Here is a 25,053-nt window from a genome sequence, read left to right on the forward strand (position 1 = left end):
TGAAAATTCAGGCGTTGACGTCCTCTAGATGCCGACTCGCGACGACCTTCCCTTTCGGCGTGAGCGTCGGCCCGCCCGACGAGTCCTGAATCAGGCCGTCGGCCTCCAGGTCTTGCAGGAGCATCGACACCGCCGAGGAATCCTTCCCGAGGATGCTCGCCAGCGGCATCCCCTCCATGTCGCCGGTGGAGTACATCGCGACCAGCACCTCCTTCTTGTCGCGGGTGAGGTCGACGTCGCGCAGTTCCTCCATGAGTTCGGAGTACTCCCGGCGGAGGTAGCGGCCGAGGATGGACATCTTGCGGTTCGAGGCCAGTGCGGCCAGCGTCGTCACCGCGGTGCCGTCCTGCATGTGCCGGACCACCAAGACGGGCCGGGGGCCACCGGCGATTTCGCGGGTGGTACGGTCGAAGTCAGAGACGGTTTCGAGGTCGACGACGAAGGTGTCGTCGCCGGACCGGAACTCGACGCTGCCGGGCGTCAGATAGAGGCGGGCGGTGTGGAACTCCTCGTCGGTGACGCGGCCGCCGACGCGGGCACGCTCTTTCACGGTGGTCTCCGTGCCGTTGATGACGGCCTTGAACAGGACGGTGCCGAACTTCTCTATCTTCTCGTTGTCGGCTTCGATGGCGGCGACGAGGCGCCTGCCGTTGCGCTCGAAGGCGACGGTGACGGTCGGGGCGAAGAAGTCGCCGAGGTCCGGCGGGACCTGTCCGATGGCGATGTCGAAAATCGAGTCGAGCGGAATCGTCAGTTTGTCGTCCTCGCTGGCGGCCAGTACCAGCCGCTTCTGGGAGAGAACGATGCGACCCTTGATGGGGTCGCTCCGACTGGCCACTTCGGAGTTGAACTGGCCGACGAAATCCGCGATGACTGATTCCGACATCTCGCTCGTTACCGTCCGTACAGTCGCCCGTCTCTTGAGCGTTTCGCGCGAATATCACTTCGGAGAACCGTCGGCGGTGGCGTCATCGGCCGCGCTACCCGTCGAGGTCCTGCGCGATGTCCGAGAGCGAGGAATCGGGACCGTCGGTCGCCGTGTAGACGACGCGCTTGCCGGGCGTCCGCAGGCCGTACTCCTGACCCGCGGTGACAACATCGAGGTGGGCGGAGCCACCGACGGAAACGGCGGCGTCGGCGACCCACTCGACCAGTCGGTTCTCGCCGTCGCGTTCGCGGGCGAGACGGCGGTTGTCTGCGACGTGCGTGATGCTCAAGTCGCCGTCGAGCGTCGTCTCGACGGCCGCGTAGAAATCGTCCCCGTCGAGGGCGAATCCGACCACGTCGCCGTCCTGGAGTCCCAGCGCTGTCGGGAGGTGGACCCGCGGTCGGTCGGTGCGGCCGATGGCGGCCAGCGAGACGCGATGCGTCTCGACGGCCTCGTGGTCGCTGGGGACGCGGTCGCTCACTCGTCGTCGTCGCCCAGCAGGTCGTCGACGGACTCGCTGCCCCGGTCGACGATTTTCGCGTTGATCTGTCGCGTCTCGTCGCTGACCTCGCGGCCGCGGATGGTGATGCGCTTTCGCTCGCCGTCGGTGGTCGGTTCGAAGCCGACGCCGCCGTCGGACATGATGGACTTCGTGGCGACGCCGCGGACGTCCGGCCGCATCGGTCGGCCCGCCGTGTCGGAGCCACCGGTCAGTTCGAGCGTGTAGCCGTCGAGGCCGACGGCACCGCCGTCGACTTCGTCGCCGAGTTCGCGACCGATGAATCGGTTCGCGTCCTGTCCGTCGATGTCAATCTGGTACGTGTGGCCGCTTTCCGGGTCGGAAACGGCAACGGTGAATTCAGCCATACGTGGTTTCAATCAATCGCGCTTCAAAAGCGCATCGAACCGTCGGTGTCGGCGGTGGGCCGCGCCGCCACCGGCCTGTCGACGGGGCAGACGCGGGGGCGATTGCGGCGACCCGCGTCGAGGCAAACTGGTTAGGTATGGGACGCTCCTCCGATGCCGCCCTCGATACGGACACGATGAACACCACACACGAGACGGACGAGGGCGTCGACGACCTCGGGGAGGCGATGGCGTCGCTGGGCGGGTCGATGGACGGATTCGGCGAGCGACTGGCGGCGTTGCAGACGGCCGTCGAGGACTTGCAGGCCTCGACACAGCGGGTCAGCGAGAATCAGCGAGCGGTTTCGGAGTCGCTGGCCCGCGCCGCAGACTGCCTCAAAGGCGAGGTGGATGCCGAGCGAGGCGACGATCGCATCGACAGCGCGACTGAGGCCGCGTCGGCGACTGCCGCCGACGACTGACTCACTCCTCGGCGGCGACGATGGTGCTCACGCGGGCGTTCTCCTTCAGTTTCAGGCCCGCGCCGCCGACCGACAGCGGAATCCGCGGCAGTTCCGAGACGTGCAGCGTCGGGTGGGTCCCGCCGCGTTCGAGCAGTTCGGTCCGCGGTTGGAGCGTTACCGTGGCCGCGCCCGTGAGCGACTCGTTGAACGAGAGGAGGTACTGCCCCGCGCCGAGGGTCCACCACTCGTAGTCGTCCTCGGGGTCGCGTTTCTCGCTGGCGTGGGGCACCGTCTCCGCCGATTCCAGTTCGCCGCCGCCGAAGTCGATGCGCCCGGGGGCGACGATTTCGTCGACGGTCGCGACGGTCAGGTCGAACCCGCCGTCGTGTCGCTGGGTCGGTTCGTGGACGATGTCGGTCACGTACTCGCGGAGGTCCGGCATGGTCGTCGGTGCGCTCGCGCGCGGCAAAACTGTACGGGGCGGTCAGGTAACCTCGATGGTCCGGCCGCTCCGTTCCCCTTCGGCGATTGGCAGACGGACCGTCAGCACGCCGTCGGTCAGCGTCGCCGTGATGTCGTCCTCCCGAATCGGTCTGGGGAGGCCTATCGAGCGGTGGAACACCCGCGTCCGCTGGCCGGGTTCGCGGTGGGCCGCCTCGACGTGGAGTCGCCGGTCGTGCCAGCGCACGTCGACCTCGTCTCGGCCGACCCCTTCGAGGTCGACGAGGACGACGAACGCGTCGTCTTCGTGGTACAGTTCCACGCCTTTCTCCGGATGGTGGTTCATAGTTATGATTCGATGACAAGTGTGAAAAAGCTACAGGGCCGAGAGCGCGCCACTTTTGGGGGCCGACCGACTCCGAACGTGCATGAGCAAACACGCCGAGTTTCTGACGGGCGACCGGCCCGAAGACGTGCTCTTCTTCCTCCACGAGGACGCCGTCTCGAACCCCGGAGCGCTCGCGGAGTACGCCGACAGCGTCGACGACGGCCACGTCCTCGTCCTCCCCGGCGACGACGGGCGAAGCGCGTTCCAATCGGCGACGGGTATCGACCCGATGCGACTGGCACAGGAGGCGATGGACACCGATGGCACCGTGCGGGACGACCTGACCGGCGGCGTCTGTCCGGTCGCGGACGAGGAACCCGAGGCGGACCACACGACGCGGTTCGTCTTCGCGTTCGCGGAGGCCCAGAACGAAGACGTGGGCGGCCTCTACGCCGAGGGTGACGTAATTCACGCCTACGCGGTCTGCGCCTGCGGTGAACGGTACAGCGACAAGTGGGTCGCCGAGGAGTGAGTGACCGGCGGTCGGAACTTGCGTCAGTCGACCAACGGCGTCACCGTGACGTGCCCGCTGTCGACGACGACGCGGCATTCCGCGTATCGAAAAGTGAGTTCGGTTACCCCGTTCTGGGTCTCCGTGGGTGCCCAGATGGTATCCAGCGCATCGACGTCTACTGAGTACTGGAGCGGGGGTAATTCGAGGGAATCGGTGTCGAGCGTGGTCGCGACGGCGTCGAGAACATCGTCCGAGACACGGTTCCCGTCGCGATGAAACTGCATAGAGTCTGACGTCCTATCAGACGAGGACATACATCTGCCCAAGAGCGGGGGCCGTTTATACCTTCATGTTTCTACTGTCCGGTTTTAAGCGAAGCGTCTAACGCGGTCGTCGAACGCCGGTTCACGGCGACACCGCGGCGCCGGTCTGTCGCGCCCCCCGGCCGCCCTTACGTCTCGAAGAGGACACCGCTGACGACGGCGTTCATCGCCCGACGCAACCGCTGTGAAACCGCCTGTTCGCTCACGTCGAAGTGTTCCGCGAGGTCGGCCAAGGTGGCCTGTCGCGGGACCTCGAAGTACCCCATCTCGTAGGCGGTGACGAGCGTCTCCCACTGCGTCTGTGTCAGGCGTCCTTCGATGGCTGGCGCGTGCGGGTTGTAGACGCCGGTGACGTCGATGTCGATGCCCTTCTTCTCGCAGATGTCGTTGAACACCTGGAGGCTGTCGCGGTCGGGAAACCGAAGTCGCAGTTCCCACTGGCCCGCGATTCCCTGTCCCTCGATAATTGCGCCGTTCGTCTCCGAGAGTGCCTCGACGAGGCCGTTTACCTCGGAGGTCCACGTCATCTGAAACAGGTGTCTGTCGTCGACGCTCGTCAGTCGCTCGACGCCCTTGACGAGTGGTTGCGCCATCAGTTCCGCTTCGACGTCGGCGGTAGAGCCGTCGGATACCCAGACGAACGGTAGCAGGCGGTCCCCGAGTGGGACCACGCGCTCTATCTCGACGCGTATCTCGGGGTTGTCGGCGAGGAAATTCCCCAGCGCGAACGAATCCCCCGTTACCGTCACGTCTGTTATTATGGGCATCGTGTTCCTTCGTATTCGAATCCTGAACGTATGTACTCAAATATTTCGCCTTCGCTGTCGAAGTTAACGCCGAAATGGCGGTGTTCTCACGGAGAACGAAGCGGACGCCTGGTTCACGACTGAACAGTCTGTTACGACAGTGCTATGCGTATAGTTATGCCGTCTCTATTTGGGGTCCGAAACATGATGCATATATATTTATCCTTCAGAGTTAAACTTACAACGGAGACGTACAACCTGAAAATACAGTAGGTCCGGCACTTCTGCCCTGAGAGTCCACCGATGATTTCGATAGCTGACATCACAATCCCCGCCGACGACTTCGAGCTAAGCCACTTACACCGAGAACTGTCCGGGGGACACATCGAGTTGGAGCGACTCGTCACGCGCCGCGGGTCGATTAGCACACTGTTCTGGGTATCGCAGGGAACGACGGAACGCATCGTCGACGCACTGGAGGCGTCGCCACACGTCGAGGAGGCTCAGTGTCTCACGAGCGACGGCGACCACCGACTGTTCGAAGCCCGTTGGAACGGTGACGCCGACGGCTTCCTCCGCACGATGGTCGAATCGAACGCGCGACTCCTCGACGGAGAGAGCATCGACGGGGGATGGGAGTTCCGACTCCAGTTCCGGAATCAGGACGCCGTCGACGGGTTCCGGACGCTGTGCGACGAGACGGGTATCGACGTCGTCGTCCGCCGCATCTACCGCCCCAGCTATCCCGAGGCGAACGAGTCGATGAGTACCGAACAACGCGAGGCGATTGTGACCGCCTTCGAGCACGGCTACTTCGACATCCCGCGCCAGACGTCGCTCGCCGTCCTCGCCGATAGCTTCGACATAAGCGACAGCGCCTACTCCCAGCGGCTCCGTCGCGGCCTCGCCGCGCTCATCGAGGAGACCATATTCGAGTCCTGACGCGACGGGGTCGCCCAGGGCGCGCTACCCCGACTCGAACACCAACTCGCTGACCAGCGGGCATCATCGCTCTTCGCAACCGCCGTGAGACGGCCTGCTCGCTCAGGTCGAACTGCTCTTCGAGGTCGGGCGAGGTGGGCTGTCGTGCCCCTCGAAGTAGCCGTGTTCGTCGGTCGCGGCGAGCGTCTCCCACTGCGTCTGTGTGGGTCGCTTCTCCGTGGACGGTACGGTCGGAGTCGTAGACTCCCTGGCGTTTCGGGGGCGTCCAGCGACCTGCAACCGCGGTTACCGTTCGGTTTCGACGCCCTCGTCGTCCTCCTCGGGAAGTCGCTTGAAGCCGTCCACCCACCTTTTTCCGGTTCGGGTGCGCGGAGCGCACCGCTCACCGCAAAAATCTGGACCAAAAAGGCGCCCTCTCACTCCGTTCGAGGGCGCCCAGCGACCTGCAACCGCGGTTACCGTTCGGTTTCGACGCCCTCGTCGTCCTCCTCGGGAAGTCGCTTGAAGGCGTCGACGATGGCCTGTTTCGCCACCGCGCCCTGGGTCGTCCAATGGTGGGCGTAGTCCATCATGTCGTCGTAGATGTCCGGTTTGCATCCGGCGGCCTTCGGGTGGCCGCCGCCGTTGACCTGCCGGGCGACTTCGTGAGCGCGCTCGAAGTTCTCGGTACCCCGAATCGACGCCGACCCGGCGGGCTTGACGATGACGGCGGCGTCGGCCCCCTGTTCGCGCAGGGCTTCCGCGACTTCGTTTTGCGAGCAGCGTCCGTAGGTGACGCCGACGGTCCACTCGCCGACCTCGCGCATCTCCGCGCGGTCGACGGCCTTCTCGATGAGCGCCTCCTTCTCGACGCGTTTCTCCGCGAGAAAGTCGTGGACCGCTGGCGAGAGGTCGGGACCGTGGTCGGTGATGGCAGCGATGTACTCCTCCGGTTCGGACCAGTACGAGAAGTCCGCCAAATCGTCGCTGCGCTCGTCGTCGCGAATCCAGAGGTCGTGGTCCCGCGTGACGGCGGCGAGGTCGGCCCACCGCTCGTCGAACGCGTAGTCCAACTGTTCGAGGGCCACGTCGGCCGTACACACTTCCTCTGAGTCACCGACGGTTCGCTCGACGCCCGCCGCGTCGACCGTCTCGCCCAGTTCGGCGTCCCACTGGTGGTGGTCGAACCACGCGACTCGCTCCACGCGTTCGACGAGGTCCGAGAGCGCACCGAGGTCGGACTCGCTGTCGGGACAGAGGTCACAGACGTACACGGTCGCGTCCGGTTCGGCGTACTCGGCGGTCCACGCCAGCGCCTCTTGCAGTTCGTGCGGGCCGGCGGCCAGCAGTTCGCCCTCGCCGTGGGCTTCCCGAATCAGCGCCGTACACGCCAGTCCGTCGGCGTCCGGGTCGGCGATGACGACGACGCTCGCGCCGTCCAGCGTCTCTCTGGCCTCTGCTTCGGCTTGCTCTTCCTCGTAGGAGTCGGGGATGAAGAAGCCCTCACCGGGGAGGACGGATTTGCGGCCGAGAGAGAGGCGGTCGTCGTCGATGAGCCAATCGTCCATGTCCGTTCATACCGGTCGTCGGCAATGAACCCGGCGGTCTGTCAGACCAGTTCGCGCTCGGGATTGACCTCGCCCTCTAACTGCCGGACCGTCAGTACCGGCATCGGGGCCTGCCGGACGATTTCCTCGGCGACGCTCCCGAGTAAGAAGGCGTGTTCGCCGTGACGGCCGCGAGTCCCGGTGGCCACCACGTCGGCGTCGTTCTCCACGGCGTACTGGCAAATTTCGTCGGCCGGGTCGCCCGCCCGAACGGCGGTGATGATGTCGTCGTCGTCGGCGTCGGCGGCGGCGGCCTCTCGGACGAACGAGAGGGCGCGGCCGCCGGTGGTCGCCAAGGCCCGCTCCAGTTCCTCGCGGACCTCCTCCGGGGTCGACTCGACCTCGCCCGAGTCGACGACGTACAGCGCGTGGACGGTCGCGTCGAAGTGGTCGGCGAGGTCCAAGGCCGCTTCGACGGCCCGCTGTGCGCTCCCCGACCCGTCGGTCGCGATGACCACCGTCTCGAACATACTCCGGGCTACCGCGGCGACGACCAAAAAGCCGCCCCATCCACGCCGGGATGGGGTGGATTTTTGTCCGGGCCGGTCGCAGGGTGGAGTGATGGACATCGACCTCGTGCTCGTGCCGGTCGACGGCAGCGACCGGTCCGAGCGGGCGGCCGAGTACGCTATCGCCATCGCCGAGCGATACGACGCCGACCTCCACCTGCTGTTCGTCCTCGACGAACGGCTTCGCCGCGACATCGACGACGGCCGCGTCGACCCCGATGCGCTGGCCGAGCAACACCGGGCGTTCACCGGCGGCGTACGCGAACGGATCCGTGACGCCGGTCACGACGGGCACCTCGACACGTCCAGCGCCGCGGCGTTCTCGGAGCATCGGCTGATGCAGACGCCGGGGAGCGTGGTCTTAGACGTGGCCGAGGACATCGAGGCGGACTTCATCGTCGTCCCGCGAGAAGGTGACGGCGAGGAGGCCGTCGGTCGCGCCGCGCTGTACGTCTTGGAGTACGCCAGCCAGCCAGTCCTCTCCGTCTAGAGGCGAATCGACATCTCGATTTCGAAGCTCTCGGTGTTGCCCGTCTCGAAGCCGACCTTCTTGTAGAGCGCGATGGCCGAGTCGTTCCAGCGCTCGACCGTGAGCCACACCCGCTCGATGCCCGCGGCCTGTCCGGCACCGAGGAGCGTCTCGAGGAGGGCGGTGCCGTTGCCCGACCCCTGAAACGCCTGTAAGACGAAGATGGCGAGTTCGTGCTCGCCGTGGCGGTCGGGGACGAGCGTCGCGTGACCGACCACGCGGCCGTCGTGACGGGCGACGACGTTGACGCAGTCCTCGTCCAAGATGTTGTCGAGCCACTTCTCGATAGCCGCCTCTTTGACCGGTGGAATCCCCTGCGCGCGGTCGGCGGGGTCGAAGTCCAGATACATCGCCACCAGCGCCTCGCGGTCGACGGCGTCGGCGGCCGAGAGGGTCACCTCGTGGCCGTCCCGGTCGGTCACCGTCCGCGGCGGCCGCGGGAACGCGTCGGCGCCATCCGCTGGGTACTCCCGTGTCATCGAATCAGCGTCACCGGCGTTTGGGCGTTCAACAGAACGAACTCGACGACCGAACCGAGTTGAATCTTTCCGAGCGTCGACCGCTCGCCGCCGCCGAGAACGATGCGGTCGAACCCTTCGCTCTCGGCGATGTCGACGAGTTGGCTCCCCGGCGACTCGCCGCCGATGTAACGTACCTCCGCGTCTAGCCCGGCCGCTTCCAGTGTGGATTCGACCCGCTCGCGGACCGCCGCCTCGTCCGTGTCCATCTCCTCGTTGTCGAAGATAGCGACGGTCAGGTCGTCACCGGTGTCCGCGACCCGAGAGACGGTTTCGTCCAGCGCCTGATAGGACAGTTCGCTGCCGCCGACGCCGAGTAGAATGTGCATACGCACTGGTGCACGGTCAACGCTCAAAAAGCCACCTGCCACCGGAAGGCGTCCGCCGGGGCGATACCCTTTTTCACCGGCGGCACACACAGACGCCCATGACCGAGGGCACGCCGCCGGAGGAGCGCGACGAGGAGCCGACGCGAGTCGTCACGCCGCACGACCCGGCGGCCGACGAGACGGACGACGCCGACGCGGGCGACGGGACCGAGGCAGGCGAGGAGCAACTCGGGCCGGACGTGCCGGACGACGTTCGCAAGTACGAGCGGTTCAAGAAAATCGAGGGCGGAACCTACGACCGGGCCAACGAGTTCCTGCGCGAGCGGACCTACGTCACGGCCCGCGAGTGGGCCATCGCGCGCCTCTGTGCGGACTTCCGGACCGAGACGGGCGTCGAGATGACGAAAATCGGCGAGAACCTCCCCGAACTCGTCCCGTTCATGACCGACACGTACACGCCCCAAGCGGTCAATCAGGCCCGCGCCTCCTTCGAGGAGAAGGTCCGGAAATCGGGGGCGACCTTCCTCTACGGCGCGATGTCGGACTTCTTCACCGCCGAGGAACTGGACGACGTGATGTACGAGGCGACCGAGGTGGCGAAGTTCCTCTTGGAAGTCGAGGGCGTCGACCTCGCGGTCGAAGACGAGATGGAGGCCGAGGACCGCATCTCCTCGGTCATGCGCGAAGTCCGGGAACACTCGGCGGCGCTCCGGCACGACGAGGTGTGCTGTCCGGAGTGCGGCCACGAGTTCGGCGTCGACGAGAAGTGACCGACCGATAGCCTCGCCACCGTTATCCGCCGCCCACCCGAAATCCGGCCGATGAACCTCCGCACGAAAGTCCTCCTCACCGACGGGTTCCTCGCCGTCCTCGCTCTCGCGCAGGTGTGGCTGAACGTCGACGAGGGGGTGCTGTGGCCCCTCGCGGCGCTGTTCGCGGTCGTGACCGTCGCCGCCACCTACGCCGGTGAACACGGGGTCACCGGCCGACTTCCGGGGTCGGGAGCCGTACAGACCGTCGCGCTCGTCGCGGTACTGGGGACCGCGATACTGGCCGGTGGCTCCCTCCTCGGCCCTGACCTCGTCACGTCGGTGCTGTTGGCGGCGCTGGCCGGACTCGGCGTCGGGATGCTCTGCTACCGGGCGTACTTCGGCGTCGTCCGACCCGTTCCGGCCGCCCGACTCGAACGGGCGCGACGGGGACAGGTCTAATTAGCTCACGCCGAGGACCTTCCCGCACTTCTTGCAGTGGTACACGTCGCGGATGTCGACGCCCAACTGGATGCGCGGCGGCCCCTCGTCCTGCTCGACGAGTTCGATTTCCTCGACCTCCTCGCGTTCGAGGTCGTCCGCGGTCTCCAGTTCCGCGCCGCAGTTCTCACAGGTGACCATGCGTACTAGTCAACGGGGCAACACAAATAGCGTGCGGGACAGTGTGACACCGCCGCACACCTGCTCCCGGACTACTCCAGCACTTCGGCGTCGGCGTCGCGGACGTTCTCGCCCTCGTGACCGTAGAACACGTCCCCGCCCGGGTCGCGCTCGTACACCGTCGTCCCGCGGACCATCGTCCACTCGGGGAAGACGGCCTCGAAGCCCTCGAAGGGGGTCCAGCCACAGTCCGTGTGGAGGTCGTCGGCGCGAATCTCGGTCGTCTCGGTCACGTCGACCAACACGAGGTCGGCGTCCTTGCCGGGTTCGACCGCGCCCTTCTGGGGCACGTCGAACACGTCGGCGGGATTCGCGGCGGTGAGGTCCCGCACGCGCTCGTAGGTCAGCGCCGTGTCGGGGTCGCGGGCTTCCGCGAGCAACAGCGGGAGGACCGTCTCGACGCCGGGGACGCCCGACGGCGCGTCCCAGATGCTCGCGTCCTTCTCCTCGGTGGTGTGTGGCGCGTGGTCGGTCGCAATCATGTCGACCGTCCCGTCGGCGACGCGGTCGTACACCTCGCGGCGGCGCTTCTCGCGGCGCAGCGGCGGGTTCATCCGGCCGAACGTGCCCAACTCGTCCAGGTCGCGCCGCGAGAGCAGGAGGTGGTGTGGCGTCACCTCGGTGGTCATCCCCGCGTCGGCGGCGATGTCGATGCCCTCCGGCGTCGACGTGTGCGCGATATGGATTCGCGCGTCGACCTGTTTGGCGGCCTCGCAGGCGCGTTCGACGGCCTCGGCTTCGGCCTCGGCGGTGCGGAAGGCGCTCCACGCGTCGGGGTCGTCGCGCGTCCGCGCGTCCTCGTTGAACAGGTCGGCGTCCTCGGCGTGGACCGTGACGGTGACGCCAGCGTCCGTCGCCGCGCGGAGCGCTTCTTTGAACAGGCCCGTCTCGATGCCCATGTCGCCTGTCGAGTCGGCGAGGAACACCTCGCCCAGCGCGAACAGGCGCTCCGCGAGCAGCGAGTCCGGGTCCCAGTCGGCGGTGACGCCGCCGTTGATGCCCCAGTCGATTATCGAGTCGGCGGCGAAGTCGGCCTTCTGTGCGAAGGCCGCGCCGTCGACCGTCGGCGGGTCGGTGTTCGGTTGGTCGACGACGGCGGTCACGCCGCCCGCGGCGGCCGCGCGGGACCCGGTGTCCCACGTCTCTTTGTGCGGATAGCCCGGTTCGCGGAAGTGGACGTGGACGTCCATCATCCCGGGGAACAGGCGCTTGCCGGACGCCTCGATGGTGTGTTCGTCGTCTTCGGCGAGGTCACGGCCGACTTCGGCGATGGTCTCACCGCGCACCCGGACGTCCCGTTGGCGGCCGTCCGCGAGCGTCGCGTTGCGGATGAGCATACGCCTTTCTCGACCGGGGGCCACCCTAAGTGTCTCGGAAGGGCGGGACGAGTCACGCGAGAGTCTCGCGGGCGGTGACGGTCCGCCCCCCGACCAGCGCCGTTTCGAGTGCGTCGACGACGGTTTCGGGGTCGGCGGGGCCGCCCGCACGCGCGACGCTCCCCACCGAGTTCGGGTCGAAGGGGACGCCCAGCGCGTCGTAGACGGGGGCCAACACCGCCGCGAGTGCGTCGTGGTCGCGGACGACGACGATACCGGCGGTGAGCGCGGCCGTCCGGTGGACTCGCTGGGCGAGTCCGACGACTTTGCCGTCGGCCTGCAACGAGTGCGTCCCGGGACAGAAGGCGTCGGGCGGTTCGCCCTCGCGGGCGTCGACGCCGAGGGCGGCCAGCGCATCCCGGACCATCCCGGTCACCCGGTCGTAGCGCTCGTCGATGCTCCCGCGGCCGTCGGAGACGGGTTCGGCGAGCGCGAACGCCACCGTCGACCCGGTGTAGGCCACCGCGCGGCCGCCGACGGCGCGTTCGAGGACTGCGTACCCCTTCTCGGCGGCAATCTCGCGGGCGCGGTCGTACCGCTCGGCCCGCCGGTCGCGACGGCCGAACGCCACCTGTCTGTGTGGGGTCCAGACGCGCAGGGCTGGGACGCCACGCTCGCCGACGCGGGCGACCATCTCGCGGGTGCGCTCGTAGTCGCGTTCGTGGTCGCGCGCCCGGCCACAGAGGAGTCGCATGGACGGTGTAGGGGCCGCCGCGGCAAAGACGCACCGCCGACCCGACAGCGGTTTCCCGGTCCCGGGAGAGTCGCCGGTGTGACCGCCGCCCAATCCGCCCGGATTCCGTGGGACTCGCCGGTACTCCGCGTCGCGCTGGCGAGCACGCTCGTCGGTGTGCTCGGGGTGACCCTCGTCAGCCCACTGCTGCCCGCTATCGCCGAGCAGTTGCGGGTGAGTGACGGGCGGGCCAGTCTGGTCGTGACCGCCTACACGCTGCCGGGCATCGCTCTCGGTCCGGTGGCGGGCGCGCTCGCGGACCGCTACGGCCGCCGCCGGGTCCTCGCCGGGAGCCTCGTCGCCTACGCGCTGTGTGGCGTCGCCGTCACCGCGATGGCGGCGTTCGCGCCGATTCTCCTCCTGCGCGCCGGGCAGGGCGTCGCCGCCAGCGCCATCTTCAGCCTCGGCGTCACCCTCCTCAGCGACGCGTTCGAGGGGCCAGAGCGCGCCGCCGCGCTGGGCGTCAACGCCGCCGCCATCTCCGTCGGCGCGGCCGTCTACCCCCTGCTCGGCGGTGCGCTCGGGGCCGCCGGGTGGCGACGCCCCTTCTACCTCTACGCCGTCGGCCTCCCCGTGGCGCTGTGGGCGACGGTTCGACTGGCCGACCCGCCGGCGGCGACCGACCGCGAGAGCGGTTTCTCGTACATCCGCAACAGCGTCCGGGCGCTCCCCCGACGGGCCACCGGCGCAGTGTTCGGGGCGGCCTTTGCGGCGTACGTCCTGCTGTTCGGGGCGCTCTTTACCGCCGTTCCCTTCTTGCTCGGCCGGTCGTTCGACCTCCCAGCGGTGACCATCGGCCTCGTGCTCTCCGTGTCGGCGTTGTCGACGGCCGCCGTCGCGCTCTCGAACGGTCGCCTCGCCGCCCGCTTCCCGCCGAGCCGACTGGTGGCGCTGGGCTTCTGTGCGTACGGCGTGGGCCTGCTGGCGGTGTGGGCCGCGCCCGGTCCCGCCGTCGTCGCCGTCGGCGCACTCGTCGTCGGCGCGGGACAGGGGACCGTCCTCCCCTCTATCGACGGCCTCCTCAGCACGCTGGCCCCGCCGCGCTATCGCGCGGGCGTGTTCGGCCTCCGGACGAGCGTCATCGCCTCCGGCGCGACGGTCGGTCCGGTCGTCTTCGCCGTCGCGGGCAGTCGCGTCGGCTACGGCCCGGCCCTCCTGACTGCCGGAGTTACCGCACTCCTCGCGGGCGCCGTGGGCTTCGCGCTCGTCGACGGGGGCGACGCCTGACCCGGCGACGACAGACACATACTCGACCGCTCCCAACAATCGCCGATGTCCGTCACCGTCCCCGCGGACGTACTCGCTCGGTACTACCGGTTCTCGCTGTACAACTCGCCGTTCGACGCCCACGACGAGGGGTGTGCGATAGACCTCTACCCCGAGAGCGAGCGCGCCCCCTCGCCCGTCGCGGGCGAGGTGCTGGACACCCGGCGGGTCCGCGCCCCCTCCAAACCGTACGCCGCCGAGCACGACTACCTGATTCTCGTCGACACCGGCGAGCACGTCGCCCGGATGCTCCACGTGAACCCGAGCGTCGAGGCGGGCGAGACGGTGGCCGTCGGCGACGACATCGGCGAACTGGTGCGTGCGGGCTTCTTCGCCCCGTGGGTCCCGAACCACGTCCATCTGGGGTTTCGTGACCACGACGCGAACCCCTACCGGGCGGCGGGTTCGCTGCCGGTCGCGGTCGGGGTCGACGTGGAACCGCTTCCGTGGGACGGTACGGGCACCGTCGTCGAGACGGGCGAGACGTGGGCGCGCCTCGACAGTCCGACCCATCCCGCGCCGGGCGAGCGGTTCGTCGGCGTCGAGAGCGCGGGCGGCGTCTTGGACGGCGGGTTCCCCCACTACGAGTGGGGCGGTCTGTTGGGCGGCGCGGAGACGACGCGAGCGACCCTCGCCGGGGACCCGGTCGGCACCGTCGACGGCCGTACCGTCGCGTGGGACAGCGTGACGGTACGGGCGAACGGCGACCCGGTGACGGGACTGGCGCTGTTCTGTTCGCGCGACGACGCGGGCGCGAAACTCGTCGGTGAGGGGGTCGATGTGGCGGTGGGCGACGCCGTCGAGGTGACCGTCGACCGGGACTAGAAGGAGATGGCCTCGCGCTCGGCGAGTTCGCCGAACAGCCACTCGGCGTGGTCGAGGGCGTACTCCCGGTGCTGTTCCTCGATGAAGCCGACGGCGTCCTCGGCGAGAATCGGGCGGTAGTCTCGCAGGCCCGCACTCGATGCGGTGTGCAGGACACAGACGTTCGCCAGCGTCCCGCAGACGACGAGGTCACGGATGCCGTGGGCGTCCAGCCACCCGCCCAGTTGCGTCTCGTAGAAGGCGTCGTAGGTGTGTTTTTCCACGACGAGGTCGGCGTCGTCGGCGTCGAGTTCGTCGACGAGTTCGGCCTCCCACGACCCTTCGAGGACGTGTTCGCCCCAGCGGTCGAACTCGTCGTAGTAGTACGTGTCCTCGAACTGGTCGGGCGGGTGAACGTCCCGGGTGAACACGACGCTCGCGCCCGCCGCGTTCGCTCGCTCCACGAGTTCGGTGACCGGGTCGATGGCCGCCGCGCTGTCCGGCGCGTAGAGGCTCCCGTCGGGGTGACAGAAGCCGTTCTGCATGTCCACGACGACGAGCGCCGTCTGCGATGGGTCCAGTTGCATAGTCGGCGTTTCGACCGCCAACCCTACGAACGTTCGGGCGTGCCACTTTTCACCGCGCTCCCCCTCCAGACGGTAGATGCGACGCCAGTTCGCCGCCCTGTGCTGTGCCGTGGTCCTCCTCGTCCTCCTCGCCGGGTGTCAGGGGTTCGGTGTCGGGAGCGACGGCGACGGGACGGCGACGGCGTCGCCGACGCCCGAAGCGGACTACGTCTTCACGCTCGACGGCGAAGGAAGCGACGACACGGCCGCCCCGACGGCGACGCCGCCCGCGGACGGCGCGCGGCCGGACCCCGAGAACGACACCATCGGCTGGGAGAACGGGTACTGGCACGACGAGACGCTGTCGGTGACCACCGACGACGGCCTCAACGAGAGCGAACGGGCCGCCGTCGTCGCTCGGTCGATGGCCCGCGTCGAGTTCGTCCGGCAACTGGAGTTCGAGCGGTCCGTGCCCGTCGACACCGTCTCGCGGGCGGCATACCGCGCGAACAACACGTACGAGACGGGCGAGACGCTCCGGCGGTTCGACAACGCGAAGTTCGAGGCGCTGTTCCTCGTCGGCGAAGACCGGGACTCAGTGGCCACCCAGCAGGGGACCCTCGGGTCCAGCGTGCTGGGGTACTACAGTTCCCGGCGGGACGCCATCGTCCTCGTCACCGACTCGGAGACGCCGACCATCGACGAGGCGACCCTGGGACACGAACTCGTCCACGCCTTACAGGACCAGCACTTCGGCTTCGACGGGAGCGCCCGGACCCGCGACGCCGTCCAAGGCCGCAACGGTCTCGTCGAGGGCGACGCCGCCGCGACGGAGGACCGCTACGTGGCCCGCTGTGGCGAGCAGTGGGACTGCCTCTCTGGCGGGGCCGGGGGCGGCGGTGGCGGCGGTGACCGGCACTTCGGCATCTCCTTTCTGGTGTACTTCCCGTACAGCGACGGTCCCGGACTGGTCGAGAACTTACACGACCGCGGCGGGTGGGCGAGAGTGAACGAGGCCTACGACGAGACGCCGGAGGGCGCGCGCGAGGTGATGCGGCCCGAAGACTACCCCGCGTGGGAACCGCGGAACGTGACGCTCTCGGACCGCTCGACGGACGAGTGGGAGCGCGTGCGGCCCTCCACCGACCGCGACCGGCCGGACTACGCGGTGGTCGGCCCGTCGGCCATCGCGGCGTCGATGGCGTACACGCTGGCCGACGGCTACAACGAGTCGGCTGTCGTCAGTCGGCGGGCGGTGTTCAACTACGCCGCTTCGGGCGGCCTCGACAGCACCGACCCGTACAACTACGCGCTCCCGGCGACGACGGAGTGGGAGGGCGGGCGGATGTACGCCTACACGCGGGCGAACGCGACGAACACGACCGAGACGGCCTACGTCTGGAGGACCGTCTGGAGCGACGAGGCCGCCGCGGCGACGTTCGCGACGACGTGGGAGGCCGTCATCGCCCACTGGGGCGGGACCGAGACGGCCGACGGCAACTGGGTCATCGAGTCGGCGAGCCCCTTCGCCGACGCCGTCTCGGTCCGTGTCGACGGCGACACGGTCACCGTGGTGAACGCGCCGACGGAAGCCGACCTGCACGAGGTACACGATGCGTAAGGAACTACTACTCGCACTGACTGTCCTGCTGGCCGGGTGTTCCGTCCCCGTCTTCGGCGGCCCGGACCATCCGGCGGAACCGAGCGGCGAAGACACCATCGGCTGGGAGAACGGCTACTGGTACGACGACCCCGTCTCCGTGACCACCGACGACGGCCTCAACGAGAGCGAGCGCGAGGCCGTCACCGCTCGGACGATGGCCCGCGTCGAGCAGATACGCGACCGGGAGTTCACCGAGACGGTTCCCGTCGAAGTCATCTCCCGGGCGGAGTACCGGAACCGCTCGCGGGGCAACGGCGGTTCCGGCGGGCCGCCCGCTGACCCGTGGAACGACCAGGTGTGGGAGTCGCTGCTGCTCATCGGCGAGGACGAGGGCAGTAGCGAGGCCATTCAGGGCACGCTCTCGACCTCCGTACAAGGCTTCTACTCGCCGAGTCGGGACCGCATCGTCGTCGTCAGCCCCACCGAGACGCCGCAGGTCGACCGGACGACGCTGGCCCACGAACTCGTCCACGCCCTGCAGGACCAGCAGTTCGGGCTGACCGGGTCCCCGGAGACCCAGGACCGGCAACTCAGCCGTGACGGTGTCGTCGAGGGCGAGGCCAACTACGTCCAGGCGCTGTATCAGCGCCGCTGTGACGGCCAGTGGGACTGCATCGAGCGCCCCGACCGGAGCGGTGGCGGCGGTGGCGGCGGCAGCAGCCTCAACCCCGGTCTGTTCACCGTCATCATCCAGCCCTACGCCACCGGCCCCGCGTTCGTCGACAGCGTCTACGGCGAGGGCGGGTGGGACGCCGTCGACGCCCTCCACGAGAACGTGCCCGACAGCACCGAACAGGTCATCCACCCCGACCGGTACCCCGACGAGAAGCCCGAAAACGTCAGCGTACCCGACCGGTCGAACGAGGAGTGGAACCGCTTCGACCACGACCCGGTGGCGGACACCGTCGGCGAAGCGTCCATCTTCGCCACGATGTACCACAACAACCAGACCGACGCCGGGCGGTACTCCTACCAGAGCGAACCCTCGGAAGGGTGGGCCGGTGACAGCGTCGTCCCCTACCAGAACGAGTCCGGTGGCGGCGGCTACGTCTGGGTGAGCACGTGGGACAGCGAGGAAGACGCTCGGGAGTTCGCCCGCGCGTATCGCGCGGCACTCGTCGAGGAACACGGCGCGACCCAACCGCGGGCGAACGTCTACGTGGTCCCCGAGGAGAGTCCGTTCGCCGACGCCTTCCGAATCACGCGGTCCGGTGACACCGTCCGCATCGTCAACGGGCCGACCGTCGACGACCTCTCGGCCATCCACCGGCCCCGCTGAGGGCGACGGCGGACGGGCCGGACCGGCACACCCGGACCAATCATGTGGCGTACATAGTGTTATTCGTAGGAAAAGTACACCTCATAGACAGATTCATGTAGGTAGGGAAACACTCCTCTCGTAGATGCCCGCAATGTCTAACCAACTGTCTGTCAAGTCTGCGGAGGGACACCACACCTGCCCGCTCTGTGGGGAAACGGGCGAGAGCGCGAACGACGTGTACGTTCACCTCCAACTCAATCACCGCAAGAGCGAACTGAGCGAAGCGCTCGTCGACGCCGCCGAGTGACCGACCCGGCCACCGGGACTGACACAGTGCGGCGCACGTGACCGGGTGCCTTTTTGAACCGCCGACCGAAGGCCGTCTATGACCGACGAGTTCGACGTTGTACCGCCCGAAGCCATTCGTTCGGGGCGGGCGACCGACGCCTACTTCGACCGGACGGTGGAGGCACTGGACCACGCCGGGAAGAACCCCGACGTGGTCGCCGAGGTGACGGCCGACCAGTTCCCGACGGGCGAGTGGCACCTGCTGGCCGGACTGAAAGACGCCGCGACGCTGTTGGACGGCCGCGACATCGCTGTCGACGCCCTGCCGGAGGGACAACTGTTCGACGGCGGTCCAGTGATGCGTATCGAGGGACCGTACCGGGAGTTCTGCCGCCTCGAAACCGCGCTGCTGGGCTTTCTCTCACATCCCACCGGCGTCGCCACCCGAGCGCTCGAAGTCCGCACCGCCGCGCCCGAGTCGACGGTGCTCTCCTTTGGCTCGCGGCACGTCCACCCGTCGCTGGGCGCGATGATAGAGCGCTCGGCCCTGCTGGGCGGCCTCGACGGCTTCTCGAACGTCGCCGCCGGTGACGTTCTCGGGCGGGAGGCGGGGGGAACGATGCCCCACGCGCTGGTCATCTGTTTCGGTCGCGGCGAACAGGAGGCCGCGTGGCGGGCCTTCGACGAGGCGGTCCCCGATTCGACGCCGCGCATCGCGCTGACCGACACCTACTCCGACGAGGTAGACGAGGCGCTCCGGGCCGTCGACGCTATCGAGGACTTGGACGGCGTTCGCCTCGACACCACTGGCTCTCGTCGCGGGGACTTCCGGTATATCGCCCGCGAGGTGCGCTGGACGCTGGACGCCCACGGCCACGAGGACGTGGACATCTTCCTCTCGGGGGGCCTCGGCCCCGACCAACTGCGGGAACTCCGTGACGTGGCCGAGGGCTTCGGCGTCGGCAGTTACGTCTCGAACGCCGACCCGCTGGACTTCTCGCTGGACCTCGTCGAAGTCGACGGCGAACCCGCCGCCAAGCGCGGGAAACTCACCGGGAAGAAGTCCGTCTATCGGACCGCCGACGGCGGCCATCACGTCGGACTGGCGAGCCACGACGGCCCCGCCGACGCCGACTCGCTGATGGAACCGCTGGTGCGCGACGGCGAGGTGGTCCGGGAGTTCGACCTCGATGCGGCCATCGAGCGCGCGGCCGACGACGCCGAGTTGGTCGGGTTCGACGGGGACTAGCGGCGGCCGTCGCCCGGCGACAGCGGACGAGGCGCTCCGACCGTCACGCCGTCGGGACCGTCGTGTCGTCGACGAACATCACGTTGCCACCGTTGCCGCCGATAAACACCGTCGCGCGGTCGATACCGTCGGCCTCGTCGAAGAACGGAACGTTCTCGGCCCGTACCGCCCCGTTGACTCGGACACTCCCGACGACGGACTCGGCCCAGTCGATGTCGTCGAGGACCACGTGGAAGAACCGGTCGCTGGCGGGCCACGGCAGGTCCGCGACGACGGCGCCCTCCTCGATGTCGTTCGGTCTCGCGCCCCGGCCGTTGACCGCACAGAAGTTGTTCGACCAGTTGTAGTTGACCCGGAGGACGGTCGTCTCGCCGAGTCGCCACTCGGTAAACGAGTCCGCGTATATCTCGCCGTTCGCCAGCGCGTGGGCCGTCTGGACTGTCGTCGGCCTGCGCTCCTCGCCGACGCGTTCCCAGACGGGGTTGTCCGACGCGCTTCCTTGGCTCAGTTTCGCCGACCACGACCCGGCGAACGCGCGTTCCCGCGACGCCTCGAAAGTCGAGGTGTGTTCGGCCGCGGGCGTCCATCCGGCGGTCGTCCCGTCTTCGAAGCCGTCGTAGGCTCCGTCCACCGAGGGCACGGTTCGATCGGTCTCCGCGGGAGAATCCGTCGGTTCGGCGGTCCGCGTATCCGTCTCCGCAGCCGCCGGAGAGAACCGCGCGAGGGTAGTCGGCGACCCGTCGTCGTAGACGACGCGAATCGTCTCGGTGGCCTCGACGGCGCTGTCCCAGTTCAGGACGGTCGGCCCGACCGTCGCCTCGCTCCCCGGGGTGAGAACCTCGTCGTCGTTCGCCGTTGTCGTCCCCAGTTGCGGCCACAGCACGGACTCGCCCGCAGTGCTCTGAATATGAACGTTCCCGGCGGGAATCCGGCCCCCGCCTGTGTACCGAACCGTCGCGCGTTGTCGCCCGGCGTCGTACTCGAACTCGAACGCCGCGTCCGTCGTCGACCCGCTGTTGCTCCCCGTCGCAGTGGCGTTCGACCCCGACCCACCGGTCCCGAACCGGAGGCACCCGGTCAGTCCGGCCACGGACGAACCGAGGCCCGCTTTGAGCAAGCGGCGGCGTTTGATTCGCTGCTCGTCTGCCATACGCCATTATCTGACGGTCAAGAAATAAATTATTATACTTCGACGTCCTGTCGGTTCGGTGGGTCGGGAGGCGTTGCGGGGACGGCCAGTACCCCGACAGGGCCGTCCGACGCCGTCGCGTTAGCGCAGGCGTTTAGACGCCGACACGCGAAGGGTCGCGTATGGTAGACCGCATCATGAAGGTCAACGCGTACACGACGTTCGACCTGCTCGACGGCGAGGTGGAGGGCCACGGCTTCGAGGAGGAGGCGCTCGCGGTGTTGAACGTCACCGCGCCCCGCAAGAACCCCGACCACATCACGCTCCAGTTGGAGATGGACAACACGCAACTGGAGTCGGTAACGCCCCACGCCGACACGGTGACGCTCTCGGCGGAACAGGCCCGCGAACTCGCCGCCGAACTCGAAACGTACGCCGAGAAGGTCGAGAGCGCCCAGTCCGAGTAGGCGTTTCTCGCCCCGATAGTTCTTTGCCGTGTCGTCACATACCACGGCCTATGTCGACCGACACGCCCGGCAACCCCGCTGCACGGGAACTGGGGTACTGCCCGTGCTGTGGCTACCGGACACTCCCGGAGGGGCAACCGGGTTCCTACGAGGTCTGTCCGGTGTGTCACTGGCTCGACGACCCGCACCAGTTCGGCGACGAGGAGTACGTCAGCGACACGAACCACGTCTCGCTGTCGGCCGCGCGCGAGAACTTCCGCGAACACGGGGCCTGCGCGGAGAAAGAGGCGGCGGCGTGCATCTCGCCAGACGGGTTCGACCGGGACCCGAACTGGCCCTACGACCGCTAACCGGCCAGCGAGATGTCGAGATACAGCATGACGATGGCTCCGGCCATCAGCCCCAGCGTCGCTACGCGCTCGTAGCCGCTCCGGTGGGTCTCCGGGATTATCTCGTCGGAGATGACGAACAGCATCGCGCCCGCGGCAAAGCCCATCGCGTAGGGGAGGAGCGGTTCGACGAGGGTGACGGCGACGGCGCCGAGAATCGCCAGCGGAATCTCGACGACGCCCGCGCGAACCCCCGCGACGACGGCGTAGAATCGCTTGTCCAGCCCCGCGTTGATGGCCGCCACCGACACAGCCAGTCCTTCGGGGACGTTCTGGATGCCGATGGCGAGCATGAGCGAGAGCGCCCCGCCGAGTTGTGCGGGGTCGGTGGCGGCCGCGCCGAACCCGACGCCGACGGCCAGTCCCTCGGGCATGTTGTGGAGCGTGATAGCGAGGATGAACAGGACGACGCCCGCGAGTCGCTGGTCGTCGACGGGCAGGGACTCGCTGGGGTGCGCGGCGTCGGTCCGCCTGCGCCCGGTCAGCAGGTAGTGGGCGTGCGGGAGAAAGCGGTCGGCTTGGTCGAGAAACAGCGCGCCGAGGGCGACGCCGACCAGCGTCGGCACCGGGTTCCCACCTGAGTACTCCTCGATACCGGGGATGATGAGGCTCGTGAAGGCCGCCGCCAGCATCACTCCGGCGGCGAATCCCAGCGCGGTGTCTAGCGCCTTCTCCGAGGGGTCCCGCCACACCAGCACGAGCGACGCCCCCAGGAGGTTCAGTGTGGCGATGACGAGGCCGCCGACGAGGCCCAAGACGAGCGGGTCAGTGCCGACCAACGACGCGAACGCGTCGACGAATCCCGACTGCATCGTGGTTGCGTGCGTCCTCCCGTCGCTTGTAACTACCGCCGGGCGTCGGAAGCCTTTTTTCTGCCGTCACCCCAAGCGAGAGTGATGGAACGCGCCACGCGCGGTGTCGCCCTCGTCGCCGCAAGCCTCCTCCTCCTCGCCGCGACGCTGACCGTCGGGGCCGCGATGGCCCCGGACCGCGGCGTCAGCAGTACCGGTGACGCCGACGGCGGCACCCTCGTCGGGTCACAGGGCGGCGGCCCCGGGTGGCACGAGAAGGGGAGCGTCTACCTCGTCGAGAACGACTCTATCGCGTGGCGCGAGGACAGCGCCGACAGCTACTTCGACGTGACGCGACTCCCGAACGGGACGGTCATGGCCGGGTTCATGCACTCGGGCTACGATTCGAGGTGCGCCCCCTACGACCCCCCGTGTACGAAGACCGGATTCCGCATCATCGACCCCGAGGCCGACGGCGGCCCGACGGTCGTCAGCGAGTACGCCTTCCCGGTCCGGACGGCCAAGAACAGCGAGACGCACGACGTAGAGCGCCTGCCGAGCGGCGAGTACCTGCTCTCGGACATGGAACACGAGCGCATCTTCACCGTGCAGGACGGCGCGGTGACGTGGCAGTGGAACGCCTCGTCGTTCTACGATGCGCCGCCGGACCCCACCCGGCGCGATTGGCTCCACATCAACGACGTGGACGCCGTCAACGAGACCCACTACCTCGTCTCCGTGCGTAACGCGAACCAGATTCTGCTCGTCTCCCGCGGCGAGGGCGTCGTCGAGGTCATCAACGAGGACCGGCGCGACGACGACGACGGTTCCTGTCGGGTCCGCGGCGAGCAGTTGGCGGACTTCGACGGCGACGGCGACGTGACCTGCGGGAACCCCGAGATTCTGGACCACCAGCACAACCCCCAATGGCTGGGTGACGGGGCGGTACTCGTCGCGGACTCGGACAACAACCGCGTGGTCGAACTCCACCGCGTCGACGGCCGCTGGGAACCGGCGTGGACGCTGACCCGCGCGGGCGGCATCGACATCCGCTGGCCGCGGGACGCCGACCGACTCGACAACGGCAACACGCTGGTCACGGACACGCTGAACAAGCGCGTCTTCGAGGTGACGCCCAACGGCACCGTCGTCTGGAGCACCGGCACGCCCGACGACTCGCCGATTCCCTACGAGGCCGAGCGACTCCCCGAGGGCGAACGCGTCGGCGCGACGCAGTACGACTCGACGGGGACGGACGGGACGCCGACCGAGACGGCGACCGGCGCGGGCACCGAGACGGGGAGTTCGGTTCCAGGCCTCTCGCTGTTGCTCGTCGGCATCCGTGCCGTCGCGCCGTGGACGCCCTTCTGGTTCGGCGAATCCCATCTGGCGCTGTCGCTCGTTGCCGTCGTCGGTGTCGTCGCGGGAAGCGTCGAATGGGCGCGGTTCCGAGAGCGATAAGCAGTTTTCTCCCGCCTCGGTGCGTCAGAACGGCCCCGACGTACCCACTAGCCGCCGCATCTCCATCGCCGAGGCGAAGTCCTCGCGGGAGACGACGTGGACGCCGTCGGGACTCTCGACGAGGGCGGCGCTCGCCTTGGAGGTGTCAAGTTCGACCAGCGCGTCGAACGCCGACTGGTCGGCCTGCAGACGGGGCAGGTCCGTCTCCATCAGGTCGGCGACGGTGTCGGCCTCGCGCTCGGCCTTCGACAGCGCCTTGAAGTCCGAGACGGTGACGACGCCGATTGTCTCGCCACCCCGGGTGACGGTGAACTCCGGCGAGCGGTCGGCGAACATCCGGTCGACCAGTTCCTCGACGGACGCGTCGGCCTCGATGGAGAGTCGCGTCGGCCGAGCGATGTCGCCGACGGTCAGGCCCTCTAGGAGGTCGGCGAGCGCCACCGTCCGGGACTCTCCGCTGGCCGCGGCGTAGATGAACAGCGCCAGCAACAGTAGAATCGGGCTGAACGAGAGCACGCCGAAGACCGCAAAGAGGACGGCGAAGGCCGTCCCGATGCGGGCCGCGATTCGGGTCGCTGACGCGTACGGGCGAGAGCGGGCGAGGAGCGCCCGCAACACGCGCCCGCCGTCCATCGGGAACGCCGGGAGCATGTTGAACACCGCCAGCACGATGTTCGTCACCGCCAGCCACCCGACGACGAACAGCGTCACGTCCGCGGTCGCGGGGAGTGCCAGCACGCCAGCGTAACAGACCGCGCCGACGGCGATGCTCGTCAGCGGTCCCGCCACGGCGATCCAGAACTCGCGGTTCCACTCGCGGGGCATCTGCTTGAAACTCGCCAGCCCACCGAGAATCCACAGCGTGATGGACTCGACTTCGAGGTCGTAGCGCATCGCCGCCCACGCGTGGCCGAGTTCGTGGAGCGTGACGCTGACGAACAGGCCGACGGCCGCCGTCCCGCCGATGAGCCACGGCGTCACCCCCACGGTCAGACGGTCCACGTCGAGGGGCGTTCCGGCGAGTCTGCCGACGATACCCGCGTACAGTTCTATCTGTGACCCGCTCCCGATGAGCCACGCCAGCACTGGGAGAAAGACGACCAGCGAGATGTTCACCCGGATGGGGATGCCCCAAACCGTCGTGATGTGGTAATTCCGCACGAGGGGAGCGACGACT

The 25,053-nt window shown here is 68.2% G+C and carries 33 protein-coding genes; 15 read left to right on the plus strand and 18 right to left on the minus strand.

Annotated elements, in window-relative coordinates; translation table 11 throughout:
• Window positions 1-7: 7 nt before the first annotated feature.
• From NJQ44_RS02285 to NJQ44_RS02295, 3 genes are all read right to left on the minus strand, one after another.
• On the minus strand, window positions 8-886 hold the full coding sequence (locus NJQ44_RS02285; RefSeq protein ID WP_254273065.1) for a CheF family chemotaxis protein: 879 nt from the start codon (window positions 884-886) through the stop codon (window positions 8-10).
• A 94-nt stretch (window positions 887-980) separates the two neighbouring features.
• Window positions 981-1,409 (minus strand): DUF7112 family protein, encoded by a 429-nt coding sequence (locus NJQ44_RS02290; RefSeq protein WP_254273066.1) that lies wholly within the window; start codon window positions 1,407-1,409, stop codon window positions 981-983.
• Window positions 1,406-1,795 carry a 30S ribosomal protein S6e gene (locus NJQ44_RS02295; RefSeq protein WP_254273067.1) on the minus strand — a complete coding sequence of 130 codons (390 nt, stop codon included), beginning with the start codon at window positions 1,793-1,795 and terminating at the stop codon, window positions 1,406-1,408. The genes NJQ44_RS02290 and NJQ44_RS02295 overlap by 4 nt, the downstream gene beginning before the upstream one ends.
• A gap of 137 nt (window positions 1,796-1,932) precedes the next feature.
• Between NJQ44_RS02295 and NJQ44_RS02300 the strand changes: the two genes are divergently transcribed.
• Window positions 1,933-2,256 (plus strand): hypothetical protein, encoded by a 324-nt coding sequence (locus NJQ44_RS02300; protein ID WP_254273068.1) that lies wholly within the window; start codon window positions 1,933-1,935, stop codon window positions 2,254-2,256.
• Between the two features lies 1 nt (window position 2,257).
• Here the strand turns inward: NJQ44_RS02300 and NJQ44_RS02305 are convergent, their stop codons facing one another.
• Together NJQ44_RS02305 and NJQ44_RS02310 are read right to left on the minus strand one after the other, a co-directional pair.
• On the minus strand, window positions 2,258-2,680 hold the full coding sequence (locus NJQ44_RS02305; protein ID WP_254273069.1) for a dCTP deaminase/dUTPase family protein: 423 nt from the start codon (window positions 2,678-2,680) through the stop codon (window positions 2,258-2,260).
• Between the two features lie 42 nt (window positions 2,681-2,722).
• Complete coding sequence (locus tag NJQ44_RS02310) at window positions 2,723-3,025, minus strand: Hsp20/alpha crystallin family protein (protein WP_254273070.1); 303 nt, start codon at window positions 3,023-3,025, stop codon at window positions 2,723-2,725.
• An 82-nt stretch (window positions 3,026-3,107) separates the two neighbouring features.
• On the opposite strand from NJQ44_RS02310, the gene NJQ44_RS02315 reads away from it, so the two are divergent.
• Window positions 3,108-3,539, plus strand: a complete 432-nt coding sequence (locus NJQ44_RS02315; protein WP_254273071.1) for a DUF5807 family protein — start codon at window positions 3,108-3,110, stop codon at window positions 3,537-3,539.
• 23 nt (window positions 3,540-3,562) lie between these two features.
• Here the strand turns inward: NJQ44_RS02315 and NJQ44_RS02320 are convergent, their stop codons facing one another.
• Together NJQ44_RS02320 and NJQ44_RS02325 are read right to left on the minus strand one after the other, a co-directional pair.
• The gene (locus NJQ44_RS02320) at window positions 3,563-3,805 is read right to left on the minus strand and encodes a HalOD1 output domain-containing protein (protein ID WP_254273072.1); all 243 of its coding nucleotides are present in this window, start codon (window positions 3,803-3,805) and stop codon (window positions 3,563-3,565) included.
• Window positions 3,806-3,972: 167 nt separating this feature from the next.
• Window positions 3,973-4,611 (minus strand): helix-turn-helix domain-containing protein, encoded by a 639-nt coding sequence (locus NJQ44_RS02325; RefSeq protein ID WP_254273073.1) that lies wholly within the window; start codon window positions 4,609-4,611, stop codon window positions 3,973-3,975.
• 282 nt (window positions 4,612-4,893) lie between these two features.
• Between NJQ44_RS02325 and NJQ44_RS02330 the strand changes: the two genes are divergently transcribed.
• Window positions 4,894-5,532, plus strand: a complete 639-nt coding sequence (locus NJQ44_RS02330) for a helix-turn-helix domain-containing protein (RefSeq protein ID WP_254273074.1) — start codon at window positions 4,894-4,896, stop codon at window positions 5,530-5,532.
• A gap of 455 nt (window positions 5,533-5,987) precedes the next feature.
• Here NJQ44_RS02330 and NJQ44_RS02335 read toward each other — a convergent pair whose 3' ends face one another.
• Both NJQ44_RS02335 and NJQ44_RS02340 read right to left on the minus strand, forming a co-directional pair.
• Window positions 5,988-7,079, minus strand: a complete 1,092-nt coding sequence (locus tag NJQ44_RS02335; protein ID WP_254273075.1) for a DHH family phosphoesterase — start codon at window positions 7,077-7,079, stop codon at window positions 5,988-5,990.
• Between the two features lie 41 nt (window positions 7,080-7,120).
• Window positions 7,121-7,588 carry a universal stress protein gene (locus tag NJQ44_RS02340; RefSeq protein ID WP_254273076.1) on the minus strand — a complete coding sequence of 156 codons (468 nt, stop codon included), beginning with the start codon at window positions 7,586-7,588 and terminating at the stop codon, window positions 7,121-7,123.
• Window positions 7,589-7,679: 91 nt separating this feature from the next.
• Here NJQ44_RS02340 and NJQ44_RS02345 point away from each other — a divergent pair, with 91 nt between their 5' ends.
• Window positions 7,680-8,117 carry a universal stress protein gene (locus NJQ44_RS02345; RefSeq protein WP_254273077.1) on the plus strand — a complete coding sequence of 146 codons (438 nt, stop codon included), beginning with the start codon at window positions 7,680-7,682 and terminating at the stop codon, window positions 8,115-8,117.
• Here NJQ44_RS02345 and NJQ44_RS02350 read toward each other — a convergent pair.
• Together NJQ44_RS02350 and NJQ44_RS02355 are read right to left on the minus strand one after the other, a co-directional pair.
• On the minus strand, window positions 8,114-8,635 hold the full coding sequence (locus NJQ44_RS02350; RefSeq protein WP_254273078.1) for a GNAT family N-acetyltransferase: 522 nt from the start codon (window positions 8,633-8,635) through the stop codon (window positions 8,114-8,116). The genes NJQ44_RS02345 and NJQ44_RS02350 overlap by 4 nt on opposite strands.
• The gene (locus NJQ44_RS02355) at window positions 8,632-9,003 is read right to left on the minus strand and encodes a universal stress protein (RefSeq protein ID WP_254273079.1); all 372 of its coding nucleotides are present in this window, start codon (window positions 9,001-9,003) and stop codon (window positions 8,632-8,634) included. The genes NJQ44_RS02350 and NJQ44_RS02355 overlap by 4 nt, the downstream gene beginning before the upstream one ends.
• A 98-nt stretch (window positions 9,004-9,101) precedes the next feature.
• Between NJQ44_RS02355 and NJQ44_RS02360 the strand changes: the two genes are divergently transcribed.
• Both NJQ44_RS02360 and NJQ44_RS02365 read left to right on the plus strand, forming a co-directional pair.
• Window positions 9,102-9,773 (plus strand): DUF5806 family protein, encoded by a 672-nt coding sequence (locus NJQ44_RS02360; protein WP_254273080.1) that lies wholly within the window; start codon window positions 9,102-9,104, stop codon window positions 9,771-9,773.
• A 51-nt stretch (window positions 9,774-9,824) separates the two neighbouring features.
• Window positions 9,825-10,214 carry a hypothetical protein gene (locus NJQ44_RS02365; protein WP_254273081.1) on the plus strand — a complete coding sequence of 130 codons (390 nt, stop codon included), beginning with the start codon at window positions 9,825-9,827 and terminating at the stop codon, window positions 10,212-10,214.
• Here the strand turns inward: NJQ44_RS02365 and NJQ44_RS02370 are convergent, their stop codons facing one another.
• The 3 genes from NJQ44_RS02370 to NJQ44_RS02380 form a co-directional block, all read right to left on the minus strand.
• Window positions 10,215-10,394: a hypothetical protein gene (locus tag NJQ44_RS02370; protein ID WP_254273082.1), complete on the minus strand. Its 180-nt coding sequence runs from the start codon at window positions 10,392-10,394 to the stop codon at window positions 10,215-10,217.
• Between the two features lie 71 nt (window positions 10,395-10,465).
• Window positions 10,466-11,770 carry a dihydroorotase gene (locus NJQ44_RS02375; RefSeq protein ID WP_254273083.1) on the minus strand — a complete coding sequence of 435 codons (1,305 nt, stop codon included), beginning with the start codon at window positions 11,768-11,770 and terminating at the stop codon, window positions 10,466-10,468.
• Between the two features lie 52 nt (window positions 11,771-11,822).
• Window positions 11,823-12,503 carry a lipoate--protein ligase family protein gene (locus NJQ44_RS02380; protein WP_254273084.1) on the minus strand — a complete coding sequence of 227 codons (681 nt, stop codon included), beginning with the start codon at window positions 12,501-12,503 and terminating at the stop codon, window positions 11,823-11,825.
• Between the two features lie 78 nt (window positions 12,504-12,581).
• Here NJQ44_RS02380 and NJQ44_RS02385 point away from each other — a divergent pair, with 78 nt between their 5' ends.
• Window positions 12,582-13,769: an MFS transporter gene (locus NJQ44_RS02385; protein ID WP_254273085.1), complete on the plus strand. Its 1,188-nt coding sequence runs from the start codon at window positions 12,582-12,584 to the stop codon at window positions 13,767-13,769.
• 45 nt (window positions 13,770-13,814) lie between these two features.
• Window positions 13,815-14,633 carry a DUF8155 domain-containing protein gene (locus NJQ44_RS02390; protein WP_254273086.1) on the plus strand — a complete coding sequence of 273 codons (819 nt, stop codon included), beginning with the start codon at window positions 13,815-13,817 and terminating at the stop codon, window positions 14,631-14,633.
• Here the strand turns inward: NJQ44_RS02390 and NJQ44_RS02395 are convergent.
• Window positions 14,630-15,199, minus strand: coding sequence for a cysteine hydrolase family protein (locus NJQ44_RS02395; protein WP_254273087.1), 570 nt, complete (start codon window positions 15,197-15,199; stop codon window positions 14,630-14,632). The genes NJQ44_RS02390 and NJQ44_RS02395 overlap by 4 nt on opposite strands.
• A gap of 76 nt (window positions 15,200-15,275) precedes the next feature.
• Here NJQ44_RS02395 and NJQ44_RS02400 point away from each other — a divergent pair, with 76 nt between their 5' ends.
• From NJQ44_RS02400 to NJQ44_RS02415, 4 genes are all read left to right on the plus strand, one after another.
• Window positions 15,276-16,799 (plus strand): Hvo_1808 family surface protein, encoded by a 1,524-nt coding sequence (locus NJQ44_RS02400; RefSeq protein WP_254273088.1) that lies wholly within the window; start codon window positions 15,276-15,278, stop codon window positions 16,797-16,799.
• Complete coding sequence (locus NJQ44_RS02405; protein WP_254273089.1) at window positions 16,792-18,120, plus strand: Hvo_1808 family surface protein; 1,329 nt, start codon at window positions 16,792-16,794, stop codon at window positions 18,118-18,120. The genes NJQ44_RS02400 and NJQ44_RS02405 overlap by 8 nt, the downstream gene beginning before the upstream one ends.
• A 124-nt stretch (window positions 18,121-18,244) precedes the next feature.
• Window positions 18,245-18,409, plus strand: a complete 165-nt coding sequence (locus NJQ44_RS02410) for a hypothetical protein (protein ID WP_254273090.1) — start codon at window positions 18,245-18,247, stop codon at window positions 18,407-18,409.
• Window positions 18,410-18,487: 78 nt separating this feature from the next.
• On the plus strand, window positions 18,488-19,639 hold the full coding sequence (locus tag NJQ44_RS02415) for a nicotinate phosphoribosyltransferase (protein ID WP_254273091.1): 1,152 nt from the start codon (window positions 18,488-18,490) through the stop codon (window positions 19,637-19,639).
• 43 nt (window positions 19,640-19,682) lie between these two features.
• Here the strand turns inward: NJQ44_RS02415 and NJQ44_RS02420 are convergent, their stop codons facing one another.
• Window positions 19,683-20,789 (minus strand): hypothetical protein, encoded by a 1,107-nt coding sequence (locus NJQ44_RS02420; RefSeq protein WP_254273092.1) that lies wholly within the window; start codon window positions 20,787-20,789, stop codon window positions 19,683-19,685.
• A 161-nt stretch (window positions 20,790-20,950) separates the two neighbouring features.
• On the opposite strand from NJQ44_RS02420, the gene NJQ44_RS02425 reads away from it, so the two are divergent.
• Together NJQ44_RS02425 and NJQ44_RS02430 are read left to right on the plus strand one after the other, a co-directional pair.
• A complete protein-coding gene (locus tag NJQ44_RS02425; RefSeq protein ID WP_254273093.1) occupies window positions 20,951-21,235 on the plus strand; it encodes a DUF6360 family protein in 285 nt (94 codons plus the stop codon).
• A 50-nt stretch (window positions 21,236-21,285) separates the two neighbouring features.
• Window positions 21,286-21,585 (plus strand): CPCC family cysteine-rich protein, encoded by a 300-nt coding sequence (locus tag NJQ44_RS02430; protein WP_254273094.1) that lies wholly within the window; start codon window positions 21,286-21,288, stop codon window positions 21,583-21,585.
• Here the strand turns inward: NJQ44_RS02430 and NJQ44_RS02435 are convergent.
• Entirely contained in the window at window positions 21,582-22,436 is an 855-nt protein-coding gene (locus NJQ44_RS02435) for a ZIP family metal transporter (RefSeq protein ID WP_254273095.1), read from the minus strand. The genes NJQ44_RS02430 and NJQ44_RS02435 overlap by 4 nt on opposite strands.
• Before the next feature lie 84 nt (window positions 22,437-22,520).
• Here NJQ44_RS02435 and NJQ44_RS02440 point away from each other — a divergent pair, with 84 nt between their 5' ends.
• Window positions 22,521-23,876: an aryl-sulfate sulfotransferase gene (locus NJQ44_RS02440; protein ID WP_254273096.1), complete on the plus strand. Its 1,356-nt coding sequence runs from the start codon at window positions 22,521-22,523 to the stop codon at window positions 23,874-23,876.
• A 24-nt stretch (window positions 23,877-23,900) separates the two neighbouring features.
• Here NJQ44_RS02440 and NJQ44_RS02445 read toward each other — a convergent pair whose 3' ends face one another.
• Window positions 23,901-25,037: a site-2 protease family protein gene (locus NJQ44_RS02445; RefSeq protein ID WP_254273097.1), complete on the minus strand. Its 1,137-nt coding sequence runs from the start codon at window positions 25,035-25,037 to the stop codon at window positions 23,901-23,903.
• Window positions 25,038-25,053 lie beyond the last annotated feature (16 nt).

Source organism: Haloarcula marina, assembly GCF_024218775.1.
GTDB lineage: Archaea > Halobacteriota > Halobacteria > Halobacteriales > Haloarculaceae > Haloarcula > Haloarcula marina.

Bases quoted from the DNA above. Each gene is read 5' to 3' on its own strand.
- NJQ44_RS02285 (WP_254273065.1), bottom strand. From the start codon at position 886: ATGTCGGAATCAGTCATCGCGGATTTCGTCGGCCAGTTCAACTCCGAA.
- NJQ44_RS02295 (WP_254273067.1), bottom strand. From the start codon at position 1,795: ATGGCTGAATTCACCGTTGCCGTTTCCGACCCGGAAAGCGGCCACACG.
- NJQ44_RS02300 (WP_254273068.1), top strand. From the start codon at position 1,933: ATGGGACGCTCCTCCGATGCCGCCCTCGATACGGACACGATGAACACC.
- NJQ44_RS02305 (WP_254273069.1), bottom strand. From the start codon at position 2,680: ATGCCGGACCTCCGCGAGTACGTGACCGACATCGTCCACGAACCGACC.
- NJQ44_RS02310 (WP_254273070.1), bottom strand. From the start codon at position 3,025: ATGAACCACCATCCGGAGAAAGGCGTGGAACTGTACCACGAAGACGAC.
- NJQ44_RS02315 (WP_254273071.1), top strand. From the start codon at position 3,108: ATGAGCAAACACGCCGAGTTTCTGACGGGCGACCGGCCCGAAGACGTG.
- NJQ44_RS02320 (WP_254273072.1), bottom strand. From the start codon at position 3,805: ATGCAGTTTCATCGCGACGGGAACCGTGTCTCGGACGATGTTCTCGAC.
- NJQ44_RS02325 (WP_254273073.1), bottom strand. From the start codon at position 4,611: ATGCCCATAATAACAGACGTGACGGTAACGGGGGATTCGTTCGCGCTG.
- NJQ44_RS02330 (WP_254273074.1), top strand. From the start codon at position 4,894: ATGATTTCGATAGCTGACATCACAATCCCCGCCGACGACTTCGAGCTA.
- NJQ44_RS02335 (WP_254273075.1), bottom strand. From the start codon at position 7,079: ATGGACGATTGGCTCATCGACGACGACCGCCTCTCTCTCGGCCGCAAA.
- NJQ44_RS02340 (WP_254273076.1), bottom strand. From the start codon at position 7,588: ATGTTCGAGACGGTGGTCATCGCGACCGACGGGTCGGGGAGCGCACAG.
- NJQ44_RS02345 (WP_254273077.1), top strand. From the start codon at position 7,680: ATGGACATCGACCTCGTGCTCGTGCCGGTCGACGGCAGCGACCGGTCC.
- NJQ44_RS02350 (WP_254273078.1), bottom strand. From the start codon at position 8,635: ATGACACGGGAGTACCCAGCGGATGGCGCCGACGCGTTCCCGCGGCCG.
- NJQ44_RS02355 (WP_254273079.1), bottom strand. From the start codon at position 9,003: ATGCACATTCTACTCGGCGTCGGCGGCAGCGAACTGTCCTATCAGGCG.
- NJQ44_RS02360 (WP_254273080.1), top strand. From the start codon at position 9,102: ATGACCGAGGGCACGCCGCCGGAGGAGCGCGACGAGGAGCCGACGCGA.
- NJQ44_RS02365 (WP_254273081.1), top strand. From the start codon at position 9,825: ATGAACCTCCGCACGAAAGTCCTCCTCACCGACGGGTTCCTCGCCGTC.
- NJQ44_RS02370 (WP_254273082.1), bottom strand. From the start codon at position 10,394: ATGGTCACCTGTGAGAACTGCGGCGCGGAACTGGAGACCGCGGACGAC.
- NJQ44_RS02375 (WP_254273083.1), bottom strand. From the start codon at position 11,770: ATGCTCATCCGCAACGCGACGCTCGCGGACGGCCGCCAACGGGACGTC.
- NJQ44_RS02380 (WP_254273084.1), bottom strand. From the start codon at position 12,503: ATGCGACTCCTCTGTGGCCGGGCGCGCGACCACGAACGCGACTACGAG.
- NJQ44_RS02390 (WP_254273086.1), top strand. From the start codon at position 13,815: ATGTCCGTCACCGTCCCCGCGGACGTACTCGCTCGGTACTACCGGTTC.
- NJQ44_RS02395 (WP_254273087.1), bottom strand. From the start codon at position 15,199: ATGCAACTGGACCCATCGCAGACGGCGCTCGTCGTCGTGGACATGCAG.
- NJQ44_RS02400 (WP_254273088.1), top strand. From the start codon at position 15,276: ATGCGACGCCAGTTCGCCGCCCTGTGCTGTGCCGTGGTCCTCCTCGTC.
- NJQ44_RS02405 (WP_254273089.1), top strand. From the start codon at position 16,792: ATGCGTAAGGAACTACTACTCGCACTGACTGTCCTGCTGGCCGGGTGT.
- NJQ44_RS02410 (WP_254273090.1), top strand. From the start codon at position 18,245: ATGCCCGCAATGTCTAACCAACTGTCTGTCAAGTCTGCGGAGGGACAC.
- NJQ44_RS02415 (WP_254273091.1), top strand. From the start codon at position 18,488: ATGACCGACGAGTTCGACGTTGTACCGCCCGAAGCCATTCGTTCGGGG.
- NJQ44_RS02420 (WP_254273092.1), bottom strand. From the start codon at position 20,789: ATGGCAGACGAGCAGCGAATCAAACGCCGCCGCTTGCTCAAAGCGGGC.
- NJQ44_RS02425 (WP_254273093.1), top strand. From the start codon at position 20,951: ATGGTAGACCGCATCATGAAGGTCAACGCGTACACGACGTTCGACCTG.
- NJQ44_RS02430 (WP_254273094.1), top strand. From the start codon at position 21,286: ATGTCGACCGACACGCCCGGCAACCCCGCTGCACGGGAACTGGGGTAC.
- NJQ44_RS02435 (WP_254273095.1), bottom strand. From the start codon at position 22,436: ATGCAGTCGGGATTCGTCGACGCGTTCGCGTCGTTGGTCGGCACTGAC.
- NJQ44_RS02440 (WP_254273096.1), top strand. From the start codon at position 22,521: ATGGAACGCGCCACGCGCGGTGTCGCCCTCGTCGCCGCAAGCCTCCTC.